Here is a 15,646-nt window from a genome sequence, read left to right as displayed (position 1 = left end):
GTGGTAGCCGGTGAGGCGCCGGGCGCGGCTGAGCATCAGAGCAGGCCGAACTGCGCGGCGGTGTCGTAGCTGAGCTTGACGACGAAGGCCCCCACGACGACGACGAACACGGCGCGCACGAACCCGGCCCCCTTCGAGACGGCGGTCCGGGCGCCGAGATAGCCGCCCGCGAGGTTCGCGACGCCGAGCACGAGGCCGACACGCCAGGCCACCGCACCTGCCGGGATGAACACGACGAGGGCGGCGAGGTTCGTCGCGAAGTTGGCGAGCTTGGCCTTGGCGGAGGCCTCGAGGAAGCGGTAGCCGAGCAGGCTGACGAGCGCGAAGACGAAGAACGAGCCCGTCCCCGGGCCGAGCGCGCCGTCGTACAGGCCGACGCCCAGGCCGACGGCGCCCGCCGTCGCGTAATGGCGCCGGCTGCCGGCGTGCCGCAGGTTCTCGAGCTGCCCCATCGACGGCTTGAACAGCGTGTACGCGCCGACGGCGACGAGGACGACGAGGATGATCGGGTTGAACGCGCTGCGCGGGATGTGACTGGCGAGCGCCGCACCCGCCATCGAGCCGGCGAACGCCATCACGGCGAGCGGCAGCGCGGTGCGCAGATCGGGACGCACCCGCCGAAGGTACGTCGCCGAGCTCACCGATGTGCCACAGATCGAACCCAGCTTGTTCGTCGCGAGCAGTTGGGCCGGCGCGGCGTGCGGGAACGCGACCATGAGGGCCGGCAACTGCACGAGCCCGCCTCCGCCGACGACGGCGTCGATCCATCCCGCGCAGGCCGCCGCGAGCGCCAGCAGGGTGAGCGTCAGGGTTCCCGGGTCGTTCACCCCGTCATCCTGGGCCGCGCGCCGCGTGCCCGCAAACGTCTCTCAGTCCGTGACCGCCGCGCCCGCGCCGCTCGTGACCGGGGCGGCGGCCGTTCGACGCGCGAGAGCCACCACGTCGGGCCGTGGTGGCTCTCGTGACGCAAGGTGGGATCAGGCGCCGCGCACCTCGGAGAGCACCTCGGCCGCCACCTCGTCGACGCCGACGTCACGCGAGGTGCCCGAGCGGCGGTCCTTGACTTCGATCGTGCCGTCGGAGAGGCCGCGCCCGAGCACGACGATCGTCGGGACGCCGATGAGCTCGGCGTCCTTGAACTTCACGCCGGGGCTGACCTTCGGACGGTCGTCGAACAGGACGCCGAGCCCGGCCGACTCGAGGTCGGCGACGACCTGCTCCGCCTTCTCGAAGACCGCGGCGTCCTTGCCCGTGGCGACGACGTGGACGTCGAACGGCGCGATGTGACGCGGCCAGATGAGGCCCTTGTCGTCGAGGTTGTCCTCAGCGATGGCGGCGACGGCGCGGGAGACGCCGATGCCGTAGGAGCCCATCGTCACCGTCACGAGCTTGCCGTTCTCGTCGAGCACCTTGAGCCCGAGCGCCTCGGCATACTTCGTGCCGAGCTGGAAGATGTGACCCATCTCGATGCCGCGCGCGAGCGTCAGGGGGCCCGAACCGTCGGGGGCCGGGTCGCCCTCCTTGATCTGCGCCGCCTGGATCGTGCCGTCGGCGGTGAAATCGCGGCCGTGGACGAGGTCGATGACGTGCTTGCCGCTGACGTCGGCGCCCGTCACCCACGCCGAGCCCTCGGCGATGCTGGGGTCGAGCAGGTAACGGATGCCGGAGGCCTTTTCCTCGCCGAGCACGCCCGGGCCGATGTAGCCCTTCGCGAGCATCGGGTAGGCGGCGAAGTCCTTCTCCTCGAACGCCTCGACGTCGGCCGGAGCGACCTGAGCCTCGAGGCGCTTGGCGTCGACCTCGCGATCGCCGGGCACGCCGATCGCGAGCGGTTCGCGCGTGCCGTCGGGGTGGACGAGCATGACGATGACGTTCTTCAGTGTGTCGGCAGCCGTCCACTCGCGTCCGTCGTCGCGCGGGTGATTCGCGTTGAGGGCCGCGACGAGCGTCTCGATGGTCGGGGTCTCGGGTGTGTCCTCGATGTGTGCGGGGCCGACGCTCACCTCGACGGGCTCGGCCTGCGGCACGACGACGGCCTCGACGTTCGCCGCGAAACCGCCGGGCGAGCGGACGAACGTGTCCTCACCGTGGCGGCTGACGGCGAGGAACTCCTCCGACGCCGAACCGCCCATCGCACCCGAGTCGGCGTGGACGACGACGTACTCGAAGCCGAGGCGGTCGAAGATCTTGACGTACGCGCCGCGGTGCTTGGCGTAGCTCTCCTCGAGGCCCTGCTTCGTGTGATCGAAGGAGTACGAGTCCTTCATGATGAACTCGCGCCCGCGCAGCAGGCCGGCGCGCGGGCGGGCCTCGTCGCGGTACTTCGTCTGGATCTGGAACAGCGTCGTCGGCAGGTCCTTGTAGCTCGAGAACATGTCCTTCACCGTGATGGTGAACATCTCCTCGTGCGTCGGGCCGAGGAGCATGTCGACGCCCTTGCGGTCCTGCAGGCGGAACAGGTTGGGGCCGTACTCGTCCCAGCGGTTCGTCGCCTCATAGGGTTCGCGCGGCAGCAGCGCGGGGAAGCTCAGCTCCTGCGCGCCGATGGCCTCCATCTCCTCGCGGACGATGGTCTCGACGTTACGCAGCACCTTGAGCCCGAGCGGCAACCACGTGTACACGCCGGGCGCGGCGCGTCGGATGTAGCCGGCGCGCACGAGCAGCTTGTGGCCCGGCAGCTCAGCGTCCGCCGGATCCTCGCGAAGCGTTCGCAGGAACAGGTTGGACATGCGCTGGGCCACGGTCTCTCCTCGGGTCGTGTCGCGGTCGCTCCGCGTGACTCGGCCCCACACTATCCCGGCCCGCCCAGGGCGTGCACGGCCCGCATCCACCCGACGCTCGGGCCGCGAGGCCTTCCTGAGATCCATGCAGATTCGACGACGTCACAATCCGTCCTTCGCCGTCTCCCGTCTCCTGCTCGAGGCGGGTGAGAGCGTGCAGGTCGAGAGCGGGCCATGATGGCGCACTCGCCCGGCGTGCAGATCTCCAGCAAGGCCGCCAGCGGCGGCATCATGGAGGGGCTCAAGCGCTCCGTGCTCTGCGGTGAGTCCTTCTTCTCGACGACGTACACCGCCCCCGCCGAGGGCGGGTGGGTCGACATCGCCGGCGTCCTGCCCGGCGGCATGCTGGCGCTCGAGATCCAGCCCGATCGCCCCTGCTTCGTCGTCAGCGGCAACTGGATGGCCAACAGTGAGGGCATGGAGGTCACCTCGCAGTTCGGTGGCATGAAGAACCTCTTCGGCGGCGAGGGCGGCTTCGGCCTCGAGGCCAGCGGTCAGGGCCTCAGCGTCTACGGCGCGGTCGCCGTCATGGACCTCGCTCCGGGCGAGCGTGACGTCATCCACACCGGGCACGTCATCGCCTACGACCTGGGGATGCAGTTCACAACGCGTCGGGCGGTCGAAGGACGCTCGATCCAGTCGATGAAGTCCGGTGAAGGGCTCGTTTCAACTTCGTCGGGCCCGGGCGCGTGCTCCTGCAGTCACGCAACCCGCAGGCGTTCGCGGAGTGGGCCGCCAAGCTCATGCCCTCGACGAACGAGCAGGGCGGCCTCGGCGGGCTGTTCAACTGACCGCCAGGGCGTCAGGGCCGCGGCGTCGCGCGTCGGGCGATGGCGGCGCTCGCGGCCGACGTGCCGAGGGTGCCGAACACGCCGCCCCACTCCCCCTGCACGCGGCTCGCGATGAACGCGTCGCTGACGCTCGACGGCGCGCTGCGCAGCAGCAGGCTCGCCTGGAGGACGACGGCCATTCGAGCGCTGATGTCGCGGGCGCGGTACTCCGCGTCGTCGGGCGTCAACGACACGACGTCGGCGAGCACCTGTTTCGTCGCGACGTCGAGCCCGGGGTGGTCGCCGCGGGTCACGTCGAGCTCGCGGCTGAAGGCCTCGAACGCCTCCGGCGAACGCGTCAGGGCGCGCAGGACGTCGAGGGCGTTGACGCTGCCCGAGCCCTCCCAGATCGAGTTGAGCGGCGACTCGCGGAACAGCAGCGGCATGCCCGACTCCTCGACGTACCCGTTGCCGCCGAGGCATTCGAGGGCCTCGGCGACGTGCATCGGCGTGCGCTTGCACACCCAGAACTTTGCGAGCGGCAGTGCGAAGCGACGGAACGCGCGCTCGTGCTCGCTGCCGGGATCGCCTGATTCGATACGGTCGACGCTCGCCGCGAGGCGCATGCCGAGCGCCGTCGCGGCCTCCGACTCGATCGCGAGATCGGCGAGGACGTTCTGCATCGCGGGCTTGTCGGCGAGGACGCCGCCGAAGGCATGCCGACGCGCGGTGTACCAGGCCGCCTCGCTCGTCGCGCGACGCATGAGCCCGGCCGAGCCGAGGACGCAGTCGAGCCGCGTCGCGCTCACCATCTCGATGATCGTGCGCACGCCCGCACCCTCGTCACCGAGGCGAGTGGCGTAGGCGTCGTGGAACTCGAGTTCGCTGCTCGCGTTGGAGCGGTTGCCGAGCTTGTCCTTGAGCCGGACGATGCGCAGCGCGTTGCGAGTGCCGTCAGGGTGCACGCGCGGCACGACGAAGCAGGTCAGCCCGCCGGGAGCCTGCGCGAGGACGAGGAACAGATCGTTCGTCGGCGCGCTCGTGAACCACTTGTGCCCGCGCAGCGAATAGACGGCGGCGCCGTCGTCGTCGAAACCCGACGGGGTGGCCTCGGTGACGTTGGTGCGCACGTCGGAGCCGCCCTGTTTCTCCGTCATCCCCATCCCCGCGAGCAGCCCCTCCTTGCTCGCCGCGGGCAGATCGCCGGGCTCGTAGACGCTCGCCGCGAGGCCGTCGGCGTAACGCTGCGTCAGCGCCTCGTCCGCGCGCAGGGCGGGGACGGCGGCATGGGTCATCGTCAGCGGACAGACGTGCCCGGGCTCGACACCGGACCACGTGATGAAGCCCGCTGCCCGCCGCAGGTGAGCGTCCGCCGACGCGTCCTGCCAGGGCGCGCCCGCGAGACCGAACTCGACGCCGCGGCGCATGAGCCAGTGCCAGGACGGGTGGAACTCGACGGCGTCGGTACGCGCGCCGAACCGGTCGACGGCGCGATGCCGCGGCGTGAACGTGTTCGCAGCCATGCCGTGTTCGCGAGCCTCCTCGCTGCCGGCCATGACACCGAGCTCGCGCAGGGGGCCGAGAACGTCGGCATGCTCGTGCGAGGCGAACGCGCTCGCCGCGTCCTTGAGCGCCTCGTCGGCGTCGACGGCGTCGAACCCGGCCATGACGTCGGCCTGATTGGTTGGTGTGAGCGCGAACACGTCAGTCATGCCGCCACTGTAGATCGCCGGCCCGGTGCCCGGGCGGCGTCTGCGCGCAGGAGTCTACGCCGACCGCACGGCGCGGGCCCGCCAATGCGGCGCGGGCCCATCAGTCCGGCGCGAACCGTCACCCACAGTGACGGCGACCCACGCACGGCGCACGGTCGGCCTCGCGAGCCCTCGTCAGCGGCGAGCGATGTCGAGGCTCGCCTTGATGAGCGGCCACTGCGCCGGGACCCGCGCGAGCATGCCGGCGAGGCGCGCCTGCTTGCCCGGCGTGGAGCGGCGTCGGACACTCGCCTGCGCCTGACGCGCCATCTCGACGTTCGCGGGCAGCACGGCGACGAGCAGGGCGGCAGAGGCGTAACCCGCGGCTCGGCGCGTCGCAGGGTTGACGAGACCCGCGGCGCAGACGAGTTCGGCGACACCGCTGAGGTAGACGAGTTCGCGCGCCTTGGGTAGCAGCGGCGGAATGGTCGGCTCGAACACCTGCGGGCGCACGAGGTGCGTCACGCCGGAGACGACGTACGCGCCGACGAGCCCGCGCATCAGGGGCGGAAGTTCACGAAGACCGGTGACAGGATTCATGCCCCCACCCCATCACATCGCCCTGACAACGCCGTTGAAACGGGTCGAAGTGCGGGGGCAGGGCGCTCGTCCCATCGATAAGCGGTGCCACCGCGTCGCCTCTGCGACGGCGCCGCCGCATCAGAGGATGACGGTCGCGAACGTCCCGACGCGTTCGAACCCGGCGCGTTCGTACGCACGCAGCGCGGGGGTGTTGTACCCGTTGACGTAGAGGCTGACGGTGGGCGCGAGCTCCGCCTCGACCAGGTCGACGACGCGCGCCATGCACGGTGCGGCGAGCCCGCGGCCGCGCCAGGCGGGGTCGATCCACACACCCTGAATCTGTGCCACGCCCGAGGCGAGCGATCCGACGTCGGCCTTGAACCGTACGCGCGCACCGTCCATCAGGACGAAGGTGCGCCCACCCATGACGAGGCGCTGCACCCCGGCGCGGTAGGCCGCGGCACTGCCGACGTAGGGCGCGTAGCCGATCTCCTCGGTGAACATCGCCGCGGCCGCAGGCACGATGGCGTCGACCTCGTCGAGTCGGGCCAGGCGCACGCGCGGTTCGGGCTCGATGCCCTGACGCTCGCGCGCCTCCCGCGAGGCGACCATGAGCGGCTGCTCGGGGCGGAACGAGCGCGCCGGCGCGTACGAACGCGACACGAGCTGCCACAGCGGCAGCACCTGCTCGGCCGGCCCGAACAGCGAACTGACGCGGCGTCGCGCACACTTGACGCGGGCCGCGTAGCGTTCCAGATCGTCAGGGCTCGCCTCGACGGGGACGAGATTCGCCGACGCCCACAGCATCGAGCGCAGCGGCCGTTGACTGGACTCGAGCGAGCGAGCGCCGCCTCGACCCAGCCCGTCGGCATCGAACCCCGAAGAGTCCGCCCCTGCCGCGAGTGGCTGGCCAACGTCACCGTCGAGACCGAAGGCAGCGCTCGTCGAACCGAGCGCGCCCTCGTCGAGGCGGGCGGCGACGAAGACGTTCGTCACCGGGTCGAGGTCGCACAACGCCCGCGCGCCGGCGCGGTCGCCGGCGTCGAGGGCTCGCACCCCCGAACCTCGCAGCATGCCGGCGTCAGCCGACCGAGACGGTGGGGCCGGCGCCGTCGGCGCCCGCGTCCTCGCCCATCTCCTCGGCGATGCGCATCGCCTCCTCGATGAGCGTCTCGACGATCTGGCTCTCCGGCACCGTCTTGATGACCTCACCCTTGACGAAGATCTGGCCCTTGCCGTTGCCGGAGGCGACGCCGAGGTCGGCCTCGCGCGCCTCACCGGGGCCGTTGACGACGCAGCCCATCACGGCGACGCGCAGCGGCACCTCCATGCCCTCGAGGCCCTTCGTCACCTGCTCGGCGAGGGTGTAGACGTCGACCTGCGCGCGCCCGCAGCTCGGGCAGCTGACGATCTCGAGCTTGCGCGGCTTGAGGTTGAGCGACTGCAGGATCATGTTGCCGACCTTGACCTCCTCGACCGGCGGGGCCGAGAGGCTGACGCGGATCGTATCGCCGATGCCGCGGCTCAGCAGCGCGCCGAACGCGGTCGCCGACTTGATCGTGCCCTGGAACGCGGGCCCGGCCTCGGTCACACCGAGGTGCAGCGGCCAGTCGCCCCGCTCGGAGAGCATCTCGTAGGCGCGCACCATGACGACGGGGTCGTTGTGCTTGACGGAGATCTTGAAGTCGTGGAAGTCGTGCTCCTCGAACAGCGACGCCTCCCACACGGCCGACTCGACGAGCGCCTCGGCCGTCGGCTTGCCGTACTTCTCGAGCAGTCGCTTGTCGAGCGAACCGGCGTTGACACCGATGCGGATGGAGACCCCGGCGTCCTTCGCCTCCTTGGCGATCTGCTTGACCTGATCGTCGAACTTGCGGATGTTGCCCGGGTTGACGCGCACACCCGCACACCCCGCCTCGATCGCCGCGTAGACGTACTTCGGCTGGAAGTGGATGTCGGCGATGACGGGGATCTGCGCCTTGCGAGCGATGGCGGGCAGCGCCTCCGCGTCGTCCTGGCTCGGGCACGCGACACGGACGATGTCGCACCCGGTGGCCGTCAGCTCGGCGATCTGCTGGAGCGTGGCGTTGATGTCGGTCGTCGGCGTCGTCGTCATCGACTGCACCGAGATGGGGGCGTCTCCCCCGACCTCGACCTTGCCGACCTTGATCTTGCGCGTCTTGCGACGAGGAGCGATGACCGGCGCGGGCGCCGAGGGCATACCGAGAGAAACCGACATGAGCCCATCTTACGACTGCCGCGCGACGCCCTGGGCTGGGCCGAGACTCACTGGATGGTGATGGGTTTCACGACGTCGGCGTAGATGAGCAGCACCGACATCCCGATGAGGACGAGCGAGACGGCGTACGCGACCGGCAGCGCCTTCGTCACGTCGACGTAGACGGGGCCGGCGACGCCGCGCGCCCGCGCGATGGGCCGCTTGATCGCCTCCCACAGCGCACCCGCGATGTGGCCGCCGTCGAGGGGCAGCAGCGGGATGAGGTTGAACACGAACAACGCGAGGTTGAGGGAGGCGAGCAGGTTGAGCAGCAGCAGCACCTTCTGGCCGAGTTCGACCTTCGACGACTCGGCGACGTCGCCCGCGATGCGCGTCACCCCGACGACGGAGATCGGCCCGTTCGGATCGCGCGCCTCGTCGCTGAACGCCGCCTGCGCGACGCCCTTCATCTTCTCCGGTATGTGCAGCACGACGCCCGCCGTCTGCTTGATGCTCGTGCCGAGCATGCCGGGGACAGCACCCGGGCCCTGACGCTGCAACGTGTACTGACCGATCGACAGCCCGACGTACCCGGCGTCGATCATGACGTTCTGGCCACCCGCGTCGGTGACGGGGTTGCCGTCGGCGTCGAGTTTCGCCACCTTCGTCGTCCTCGGCGTGACCTGCAGCGTCTGCTGCCGGCCGTCACGCTCGACGACGAACGGGATCTTCTCGCCGCCGTGCGCGCGGATGACGCGGGTCGCCTCGAGGTTGCTGTTCACCTTCTGCCCCGCGACCGAGATGATGACGTCATCGAGCTTCAACCCGCTCGAGGCCGCCGGCGCCTCCTGCCCCGTCGGGCACTTCTGACCGGGTTCGACCTTCGTCAGGCACGTCGTCAGCGACGTCACCTTCGTGCCGGTGAGCTTCGGCAGGCCGACGCCGCACACCATGACGGTCATGACGACCGCAGCGATGACGAGGTTCATGAACGGCCCACCGAACATGACGGTGACCTTCTGCCACGTCTTGAGCTTGTAGAAGACGCGGTTCTCGTCACCGGGGCGCAGCTCCTCGAAGGTCTGCTCACGCACCTCGTCGGCGAGCTGGCTGAACCGACCGGTCGACGAGGCGCGCACGGAGCCGTCCGGGTCGCCCGCCTTCGGCGGGTACATGCCGATCATGCGCACGTAACCGCCGAGCGGGATGCCTTTGACGCCGTACTCGGTCTCGCCGCGCTTCTTCGACCACAGCGTCGGGCCGAAGCCGATCATGTACTGCGGCACGCGGACGCCGAACTTCTTCGCGGGCACCATGTGCCCCATCTCGTGCAGCGCGATCGAGGCAGCCACGCCGACGATCATGAACAGCACCCCGAGGACGAACAGCATCAGCGCAGCCCCTTCTCGATCAGCGTGTGCGCGGTGCGGCGCGCCCATGTCTCTGCGGCGAGGACGGCGTCGACGTCAGGTTCGCCGCTCTCGGGCGCGTGCTGGTCGACGACCTTCTCGACGGTTTCGACGATGTCGAGGAAGCCGATGCGCCCGTCGTGGAAGGCCTCGACGCACTCTTCGTTGGCCGCGTTGTAGACGGCCGGGTACGTCGAGCCGGCCTCACCCACCTGACGGGCGAGGCGAACGGCGGGGAACGCCTCGTCGTCGAGAGGTTCGAACCGCCAGTCCATCGCCTTCGTCCAGTCGATCGGTGTCTCCACGCCCGCGATGCGGTGCGGCCAGTCGAGGCCCATCGCGATCGGCACGAGCATCGTCGGCAGGCCGAGCTGCGCGACGACGGCGCCGTCGACGAACTCGACCATCGAGTGGATGTACTGCTGCGGGTGCACGACCGTCTCGACACGATCGATCGGGATGTCGAACAGCAGGTGCGCCTCGATCACCTCGAGGCCCTTGTTGACGAGCGTCGCCGAGTTGGTGGTGATGACCTTGCCCATCGCGAAGTTGGGGTGCTTCAGGGCTTGTGCGGGTGTGACGTCGGCCAGCGCGGCGCGGCTCATGCCGCGAAACGGCCCTCCACTGGCAGTGACGACGAGTTTGCGCACCTCGTCGTGCGTACCGGAGGTGAGCGCCTGCGCGATGGCCGAGTGCTCCGAGTCGACGGGCACGATCTGCCCGGGCCTTTCGAGACGCTTGACGATCGGGCCACCGACGATGAGCGACTCCTTGTTCGCGAGCGCCAGTGTGCTGCCCGCCTCGAGCGCTGCGATCGTCGGGCGCAGACCGATCGAACCGGTGATGCCGTTGAGAACGACGTCCGCACCGACGCTCGCGACCTGCACCGACGCGTCGTCACCACTGACGACGCGGCTGACAACCTGCTTGCCTGCGCCCGACGCCGCATCGGCGATGAGCGTCTCGAGCCGTGCCGCGTCACCGGAGGCGATACCGACGAGCTCGACGTCGAACTCGACGGCCTGACGCGCGACGAGCTCGAGGTCGCGCCCGCCGGAGCTGAGCGCGACGATGCGGAAGCGCTCGGGGTTGTTCCGCGCGATCTGGCACGCCTGGGTGCCGATCGAACCGGTGGAGCCGAGCAGGGAGACGGTGCGCTGGGTGGTCACGCCCCCATTGTGTACGAGACGTCTGACAACCGCCCCCGAGCCCGCTGCGACGAACCATCGCTCACGACGCGAGGCGTCGCCACTCAGCGCCTCAGTGAGACGCGGTGACGGCCGCCGCTCGCCCGGACGTCAGCACTCGATGACGTTGACAGCCAGCCCGCCGCGTGCCGTCTCCTTGTACTTGACGCTCATGTCGCGGCCGGTCTCGCGCATCGTCTTCATCGCCTGGTCGAGGCTGACGGTGTGCTTGCCGTCACCGCGACGCGACAGGCGAGCGGCGTTGATCGCCTTCATCGAGGCGATCGCGTTGCGTTCGATGCACGGGATCTGCACGAGCCCGCCGACGGGGTCGCACGTCAAGCCGAGGTTGTGCTCGATGCCGATCTCGGCGGCGTTCTCGACCTGCTCGGGGTTGCCGCCGATGACCTCGCACAACGCACCGGACGCCATCGCGCACGCCGAACCGACCTCGCCCTGGCAGCCGACCTCGGCGCCCGAGATGGAGGCGTTCTCCTTGAACAGGATGCCGATGGCCGCAGCCGTCAGCAGGAACCGGACGATGCCGTCCTCATCGGCGCCGGGGACGAACTTGACGTAGTACTTGAGGACGGCGGGGATGATGCCGGCCGCACCGTTCGTCGGCGCGGTGACGACGCGGCCGCCCGCGGCGTTCTCCTCGTTGACGGCCATGGCGAACAGGTTGACCCAGTCCATGACATCGAGCGGGTCGATCGGGTAGCCGGGCTCGACCTGCTGCTGCAGCGCACGGTGGATGGCGGGGGCGCGGCGCGGCACCTTGAGCCCGCCGGGGAGGGTGCCCTCGGTCGAGAAACCGTTGGTGATGCACTGATCCATGACCGACCACAGGTGCAGCATGCCCGAGCGCACCTCCTCCTCGGTGCGCCACGACAGCTCGTTGCGCATCATGACCTCGCTGATCGGCAGACCCGTGCGCGCACAGATCTCGAGCAGTTCCTTGCCCGTGTTGAACGGGAACTCGACGGGCGTCGTGTCCTGCACGACACGGTCGGCGCCGAGCGCGTCCTCGTCGACGACGAACCCGCCTCCGACGGAGTAGTAGACGCGCTCGAGAAGCACCGATCCGTCAGCGCCGAGCGCCCGAGCGATCATGCCGTTCGGGTGCCCGGGCAGCGTCTTGCGGCGGTGCAGGACGAGGTCGTCGTCGTCGAGGGGCACCTCGCGCAGGCCGCCGAGCAGAAGGCGGTGGGTCTCCTTGACCGCGTGGAAACGCGCGTCCGCGGTGTCGGTGTCGACCGTCTCCGGGTCCTCACCCATCAGGCCGAGGACGACCGCCTTGTCGGAGCCGTGCCCGTGGCCGGTCTGCCCGAGCGACCCGCACAGTTCGACCTGGACGCGCGCGACGTCGTCGAACAGCCCTGCCACGCGCAAGGATTCGAGGAACCGCCCCGCGGCTCGCATGGGACCGACGGTGTGGGACGACGAGGGTCCGATACCGATCGAGTACAGTTCGAATGCACTCAGCGCCATGCCACACCATCCATCATGCGGACAGATTCGCACACAATGTGGCCACACGAGTAATCGAGGCCCCCCTCAGGTATGTGGGCAGCGCAGGTGACTCACCGGTAGCCTGCGGAGCATGACTGATACGACGCGAGAATTCGACATCGTCCTCTACGGCGCGACCGGGTTCGTCGGCCGGCTCGTCGCGAAGCACCTCGCCGAGCACGCGCCGAATGACATCCGCATCGCCCTCGCCGGACGCACCGCCTCGAAGGTCGAGAAGGTGCGCGACGACCTGAGCACCGAGGCCGCAGCCGCCGCCGGTTGGGGCATCGTGACAGCCGACTCCGGCGACGAGGCGTCGCTGCACGCCCTCGCGAACCGGGCACGCGTCGTCATCTCCACCGTCGGCCCGTACGCGCGCCACGGCCTGCCGCTCGTCGGCGCCTGTGCCGAGGCCGGCACCCACTACGTCGACCTCACCGGCGAGGTGCTCTTCGCCCACGACTGCATCGACCGCTACGACGCGACGGCCCGCGCGAACGGCGCACGTATCGTCAACTCGTGCGGCTACGACTCGGTGCCCTCCGACCTCGGCGTCTTCCTGCTCGCCCAGACGGCGCGTGAGGCCGGTGACGGGGAACTCACGGCGACGACCGAGTACGCGTCGATGAAGGGCGGCATGAGCGGCGGGACGATCGCCTCGGCGATGCAGCAGGCCGACGACATCGCCGACGACCCCGCTCGCCGCAAGATCGCCGGCGACAAGTTCTCCCTCTCCCCCGACCGCTCGCGCGAGCCGAGCGGCGAGTTCAAGGACTCGCTGTCGGTGTGGTACTCCGACGACGTCGACGCGTGGGTCGCGCCGTTCCTCATGGCCTCCTACAACACGCGCATCGTGCGCCGCAGCAACGCGCTGCTCGGCCACGTGTACGGCTCGGGTTTCCGCTACCGCGAGGTGATGAAGGCCGGCAAGGGCGTCAAGGGTCGCGCGATGGCGTACGCCGTCGCGGGTGCGCTGGGGGCGGGCTTCGGCGCGATGGGCGTCAAGCGTCTGCGCCCGCTGCTCGAACGCCTCGTCCCCGCGCCGGGCAGCGGCCCGAGCGAGGAAGCGCGCGAGAAGGGCTTCTTCCGCATGGACATCCGCTCGACGACGACGAGCGGCGCCCGCTACCGCTCGATCGTCGCCTCGCAGGGCGACCCGGGCTACAAGGCGACGGCCGTCATGCTCGGCGAGGCGGCCGTGACGCTGGCGCTCGGCGACCTGCCGACGCTGCCCGGCGAGGCGGACGGCGGCGTCCTCACGCCCGCAGTCGCCCTCGGGGCGCCGTACGCCGAGCGCCTGCGTCAGCACGGCGTGACGCTCGAGGTGACGAAGCTCGGCTGATTTCGAAAGCTCGGCTGAGTTCGAGTGACGTAGCGTTCGTCCCCGGGACCGATGCGGTGCCGGGGACGAACCGTTCTCGGCATGCGCCGAGATCGGCAGCCGCCGCGCCGAGGTGCAGCACCAGCTCGTCATAGCCGGCGCGGACGACGCCGCGCGGCGTCGCGAACGTCACGAGTGGTGGCGCAGCACCTCACCGAGAGCGTCGAGGACGCTGGCATCCTCGATCGTGCCGGGCACCTGGGGCGTCTCACCGTCGGCCATCTGGCGCATCGTCTTGCGCAGGATCTTGCCCGATCGCGTCTTCGGCAGGGCCTGGACGACGTCGACGTCGCTGAGCGAGGCGAGCGCCCCGACCTCGGCGCGCACGCGCGCCTTGAGTTCGTCGCGGACGGTGAGCAACTCGTCGTCGGTGTACTCCCGCCCGGCCTTGAGCACGACGAGCGCCCGCGGCACCTGGCCCTTGAGCTGGTCGGCGACCCCGATGACGGCGCACTCGGCGACGGCGGGGTGCCCCGCGAGCGCGGCCTCGAGGGCGCCCGTCGACAGGCGATGCCCCGCGACGTTGAGCACGTCGTCGGTGCGGCCCATGATCCACACGTACCCGTCGTCGTCGATGTAGCCGCCGTCACCGGTGAGGTAATAGCCCTCGAACGCGGACAGGTAGGAGCTGACGTAGCGCTCGTCGCCACCCCACAGCGTCGCGAGCGTACCGGGCGGCAGCGGCAGCTTGAGGCACACGGCACCCTCGGCGCCTGGTTCGACGGGCGAGCCGTCGGGCGCGAGCACCTGCACGTCGTAGCCGGGCAGGGGCTTGGTCGCCGATCCGGGCTTCGGCGCGAACGACTCGATGCCGACCGGGTTCGCGACGATGGGCCACCCCGTCTCCGTCTGCCACCAGTTGTCGACGACCGGCACCCCGAGCTTGTCGTGCGCCCAGGCGTAGGTGTCGGGGTCGAGGCGCTCACCGGCGAGGAAGAGCGTCCGCAACGACGACAGGTCGTGCCCGGCGATCAACGAGCCGTCCGGATCCTCCTTCTTGATCGCGCGGATCGCCGTCGGCGCCGTGAACAGGCCCGCGACGCCGTACTGCTCGACGATGCGCCAGAACGCGCCGGCGTCCGGGGTGCCGACGGGCTTGCCCTCGTACAGCACCGTCGTCAGGCCCGCGAACAGCGGCGCGTAGGCGATGTAGGAGTGGCCGACCACCCAGCCGACGTCGCTGGCCGTGAACCACACGTCACCGGCCTCCACGCCGTAGACGTGCTTCATCGACCACGTCAGGGCCACGGCGTGGCCACCGTTGTCACGCACGATGCCCTTCGGCCGCCCCGTCGTGCCGGAGGTGTAGAGGATGTAGAGCGGGTCGGTGGCCGCGACGGCGACGCAGCCGGCGGGCTGCACCGCACCGGGCGCCATGACCTGCGCCCAGTCGAAGTCCTTCTCCCCCAGGCTCGCCTCGCACTGCGGGCGCTGCACGATGACGCAGTGCCCCACCTCGTGCGACGCGCGGGCGAGTGCCGCGTCGAGCATCGGCTTGTACTCGATGACGCGGGTGCGCTCGACGCCGCAGCTCGCGGACAGCACGACCTTGGGCTGGGCGTCGTCGATGCGTGCGGCCAGCTCGGTGGGCGCAAAGCCGCCGAACACAACCGAGTGCACCGCCCCGATGCGCGCGCAGACGAGCATCGAGATGACGGCCTCCGCGATCATCGGCATGTAGATGACGACCCGGTCGCCCTTCTCCACCCCGAGCGCCTGGAGCACCCCGGCGAGGCGGGCGACCTCGTCGAGCAGTTCGGCGTAGGTGTACGTGCGGCTCGTGCCGGTGACGGCGCTGTCGTGGATGAGCGCCGGCTGATCGGCGCGGCCGGTGATGACGTGCCGGTCGAGCGCGTTGTAGCAGGTGTTGAGCCGCGCGTCGGGAAACCAGCGGTACAGCGGGGCGCTCGAGGCGTCGAGCGCCCGCTTGGGTCGGGTGATCCAGTCGACGCCGCTGGCGGCCTCGAGCCAGAACCCCTCGGGGTCGTCGAGGCTGCGCGCGTGGAGTGAGGCGTGGTCGAACGTGACGTCGGTCATACACCCATCTTGCCTCGTGATGGCGAGGTTCCGGGTGAGTTCGCCGCCGTGCTCGGCGACGAATCGCTCGTGTGCCACG

Annotated in this window: 11 protein-coding genes and 1 pseudogene; 2 read left to right on the top strand and 10 right to left on the bottom strand. The window is 70.1% G+C overall.

Annotated elements, in window-relative coordinates; genetic code table 11:
- Positions 1–35: 35 nt before the first annotated feature.
- Positions 36–827: a TSUP family transporter gene (locus AC1RS9_RS03965; RefSeq protein WP_006944901.1), complete on the bottom strand. Its 792-nt coding sequence runs from the start codon at positions 825–827 to the stop codon at positions 36–38.
- A gap of 150 nt (positions 828–977) precedes the next feature.
- Complete coding sequence (locus AC1RS9_RS03960) at positions 978–2,741, bottom strand: proline--tRNA ligase (RefSeq protein WP_115297187.1); 1,764 nt, start codon at positions 2,739–2,741, stop codon at positions 978–980.
- Between the two features lie 213 nt (positions 2,742–2,954).
- Here AC1RS9_RS03960 and AC1RS9_RS03955 point away from each other — a divergent pair.
- Positions 2,955–3,407 (top strand): annotated as a pseudogene (locus AC1RS9_RS03955) (AIM24 family protein); the annotation flags it as partial.
- A gap of 175 nt (positions 3,408–3,582) precedes the next feature.
- On the opposite strand, the gene AC1RS9_RS03950 reads toward AC1RS9_RS03955, so the two are convergent.
- The 7 genes from AC1RS9_RS03950 to AC1RS9_RS03920 all read right to left on the bottom strand — a co-directional run bounded on the left by AC1RS9_RS03950 (position 3,583) and on the right by AC1RS9_RS03920 (position 12,128).
- Positions 3,583–5,262 (bottom strand): acyl-CoA dehydrogenase family protein, encoded by a 1,680-nt coding sequence (locus AC1RS9_RS03950; protein WP_006944872.1) that lies wholly within the window; start codon positions 5,260–5,262, stop codon positions 3,583–3,585.
- Positions 5,263–5,436: 174 nt separating this feature from the next.
- Complete coding sequence (locus AC1RS9_RS03945) at positions 5,437–5,841, bottom strand: DoxX family protein (protein WP_062257400.1); 405 nt, start codon at positions 5,839–5,841, stop codon at positions 5,437–5,439.
- Positions 5,842–5,961: 120 nt separating this feature from the next.
- A complete protein-coding gene (locus AC1RS9_RS03940) occupies positions 5,962–6,879 on the bottom strand; it encodes a GNAT family N-acetyltransferase (RefSeq protein WP_286697231.1) in 918 nt (305 codons plus the stop codon).
- A gap of 25 nt (positions 6,880–6,904) precedes the next feature.
- A complete protein-coding gene (gene ispG / locus AC1RS9_RS03935) occupies positions 6,905–8,062 on the bottom strand; it encodes a flavodoxin-dependent (E)-4-hydroxy-3-methylbut-2-enyl-diphosphate synthase (protein ID WP_062257398.1) in 1,158 nt (385 codons plus the stop codon).
- A 47-nt stretch (positions 8,063–8,109) separates the two neighbouring features.
- Positions 8,110–9,432, bottom strand: coding sequence for a M50 family metallopeptidase (locus tag AC1RS9_RS03930; RefSeq protein WP_074039832.1), 1,323 nt, complete (start codon positions 9,430–9,432; stop codon positions 8,110–8,112).
- A complete protein-coding gene (gene dxr, locus AC1RS9_RS03925) occupies positions 9,432–10,619 on the bottom strand; it encodes a 1-deoxy-D-xylulose-5-phosphate reductoisomerase (protein ID WP_115297189.1) in 1,188 nt (395 codons plus the stop codon). Before dxr ends, AC1RS9_RS03930 begins: the two co-directional genes overlap by 1 nt.
- Positions 10,620–10,748: 129 nt before the next feature.
- Positions 10,749–12,128 carry an L-serine ammonia-lyase gene (locus AC1RS9_RS03920; RefSeq protein WP_286697232.1) on the bottom strand — a complete coding sequence of 460 codons (1,380 nt, stop codon included), beginning with the start codon at positions 12,126–12,128 and terminating at the stop codon, positions 10,749–10,751.
- Positions 12,129–12,240: 112 nt separating this feature from the next.
- Between AC1RS9_RS03920 and AC1RS9_RS03915 the strand changes: the two genes are divergently transcribed.
- On the top strand, positions 12,241–13,491 hold the full coding sequence (locus AC1RS9_RS03915; protein ID WP_006944880.1) for a saccharopine dehydrogenase family protein: 1,251 nt from the start codon (positions 12,241–12,243) through the stop codon (positions 13,489–13,491).
- Between the two features lie 168 nt (positions 13,492–13,659).
- Here the strand turns inward: AC1RS9_RS03915 and AC1RS9_RS03910 are convergent, their stop codons facing one another.
- Positions 13,660–15,567 carry an acetate--CoA ligase gene (locus AC1RS9_RS03910; protein WP_286697233.1) on the bottom strand — a complete coding sequence of 636 codons (1,908 nt, stop codon included), beginning with the start codon at positions 15,565–15,567 and terminating at the stop codon, positions 13,660–13,662.
- Positions 15,568–15,646: the final 79 nt, after the last annotated feature.

The organism is Dermacoccus sp. MPR-E5, from assembly GCF_058809565.1.
The sequence above is the reverse complement of the archived record's forward strand: the minus strand, read 5'-3'. Positions and strand labels throughout refer to the sequence as shown.

Bases quoted from the DNA above. Each gene is read 5' to 3' on its own strand.
- AC1RS9_RS03950 (WP_006944872.1), bottom strand. From the start codon at position 5,262: ATGACTGACGTGTTCGCGCTCACACCAACCAATCAGGCCGACGTCATG.
- AC1RS9_RS03945 (WP_062257400.1), bottom strand. From the start codon at position 5,841: ATGAATCCTGTCACCGGTCTTCGTGAACTTCCGCCCCTGATGCGCGGG.
- ispG (WP_062257398.1), bottom strand. From the start codon at position 8,062: ATGTCGGTTTCTCTCGGTATGCCCTCGGCGCCCGCGCCGGTCATCGCT.
- AC1RS9_RS03930 (WP_074039832.1), bottom strand. From the start codon at position 9,432: ATGCTGTTCGTCCTCGGGGTGCTGTTCATGATCGTCGGCGTGGCTGCC.
- AC1RS9_RS03920 (WP_286697232.1), bottom strand. From the start codon at position 12,128: ATGGCGCTGAGTGCATTCGAACTGTACTCGATCGGTATCGGACCCTCG.
- AC1RS9_RS03915 (WP_006944880.1), top strand. From the start codon at position 12,241: ATGACTGATACGACGCGAGAATTCGACATCGTCCTCTACGGCGCGACC.
- AC1RS9_RS03910 (WP_286697233.1), bottom strand. From the start codon at position 15,567: ATGACCGACGTCACGTTCGACCACGCCTCACTCCACGCGCGCAGCCTC.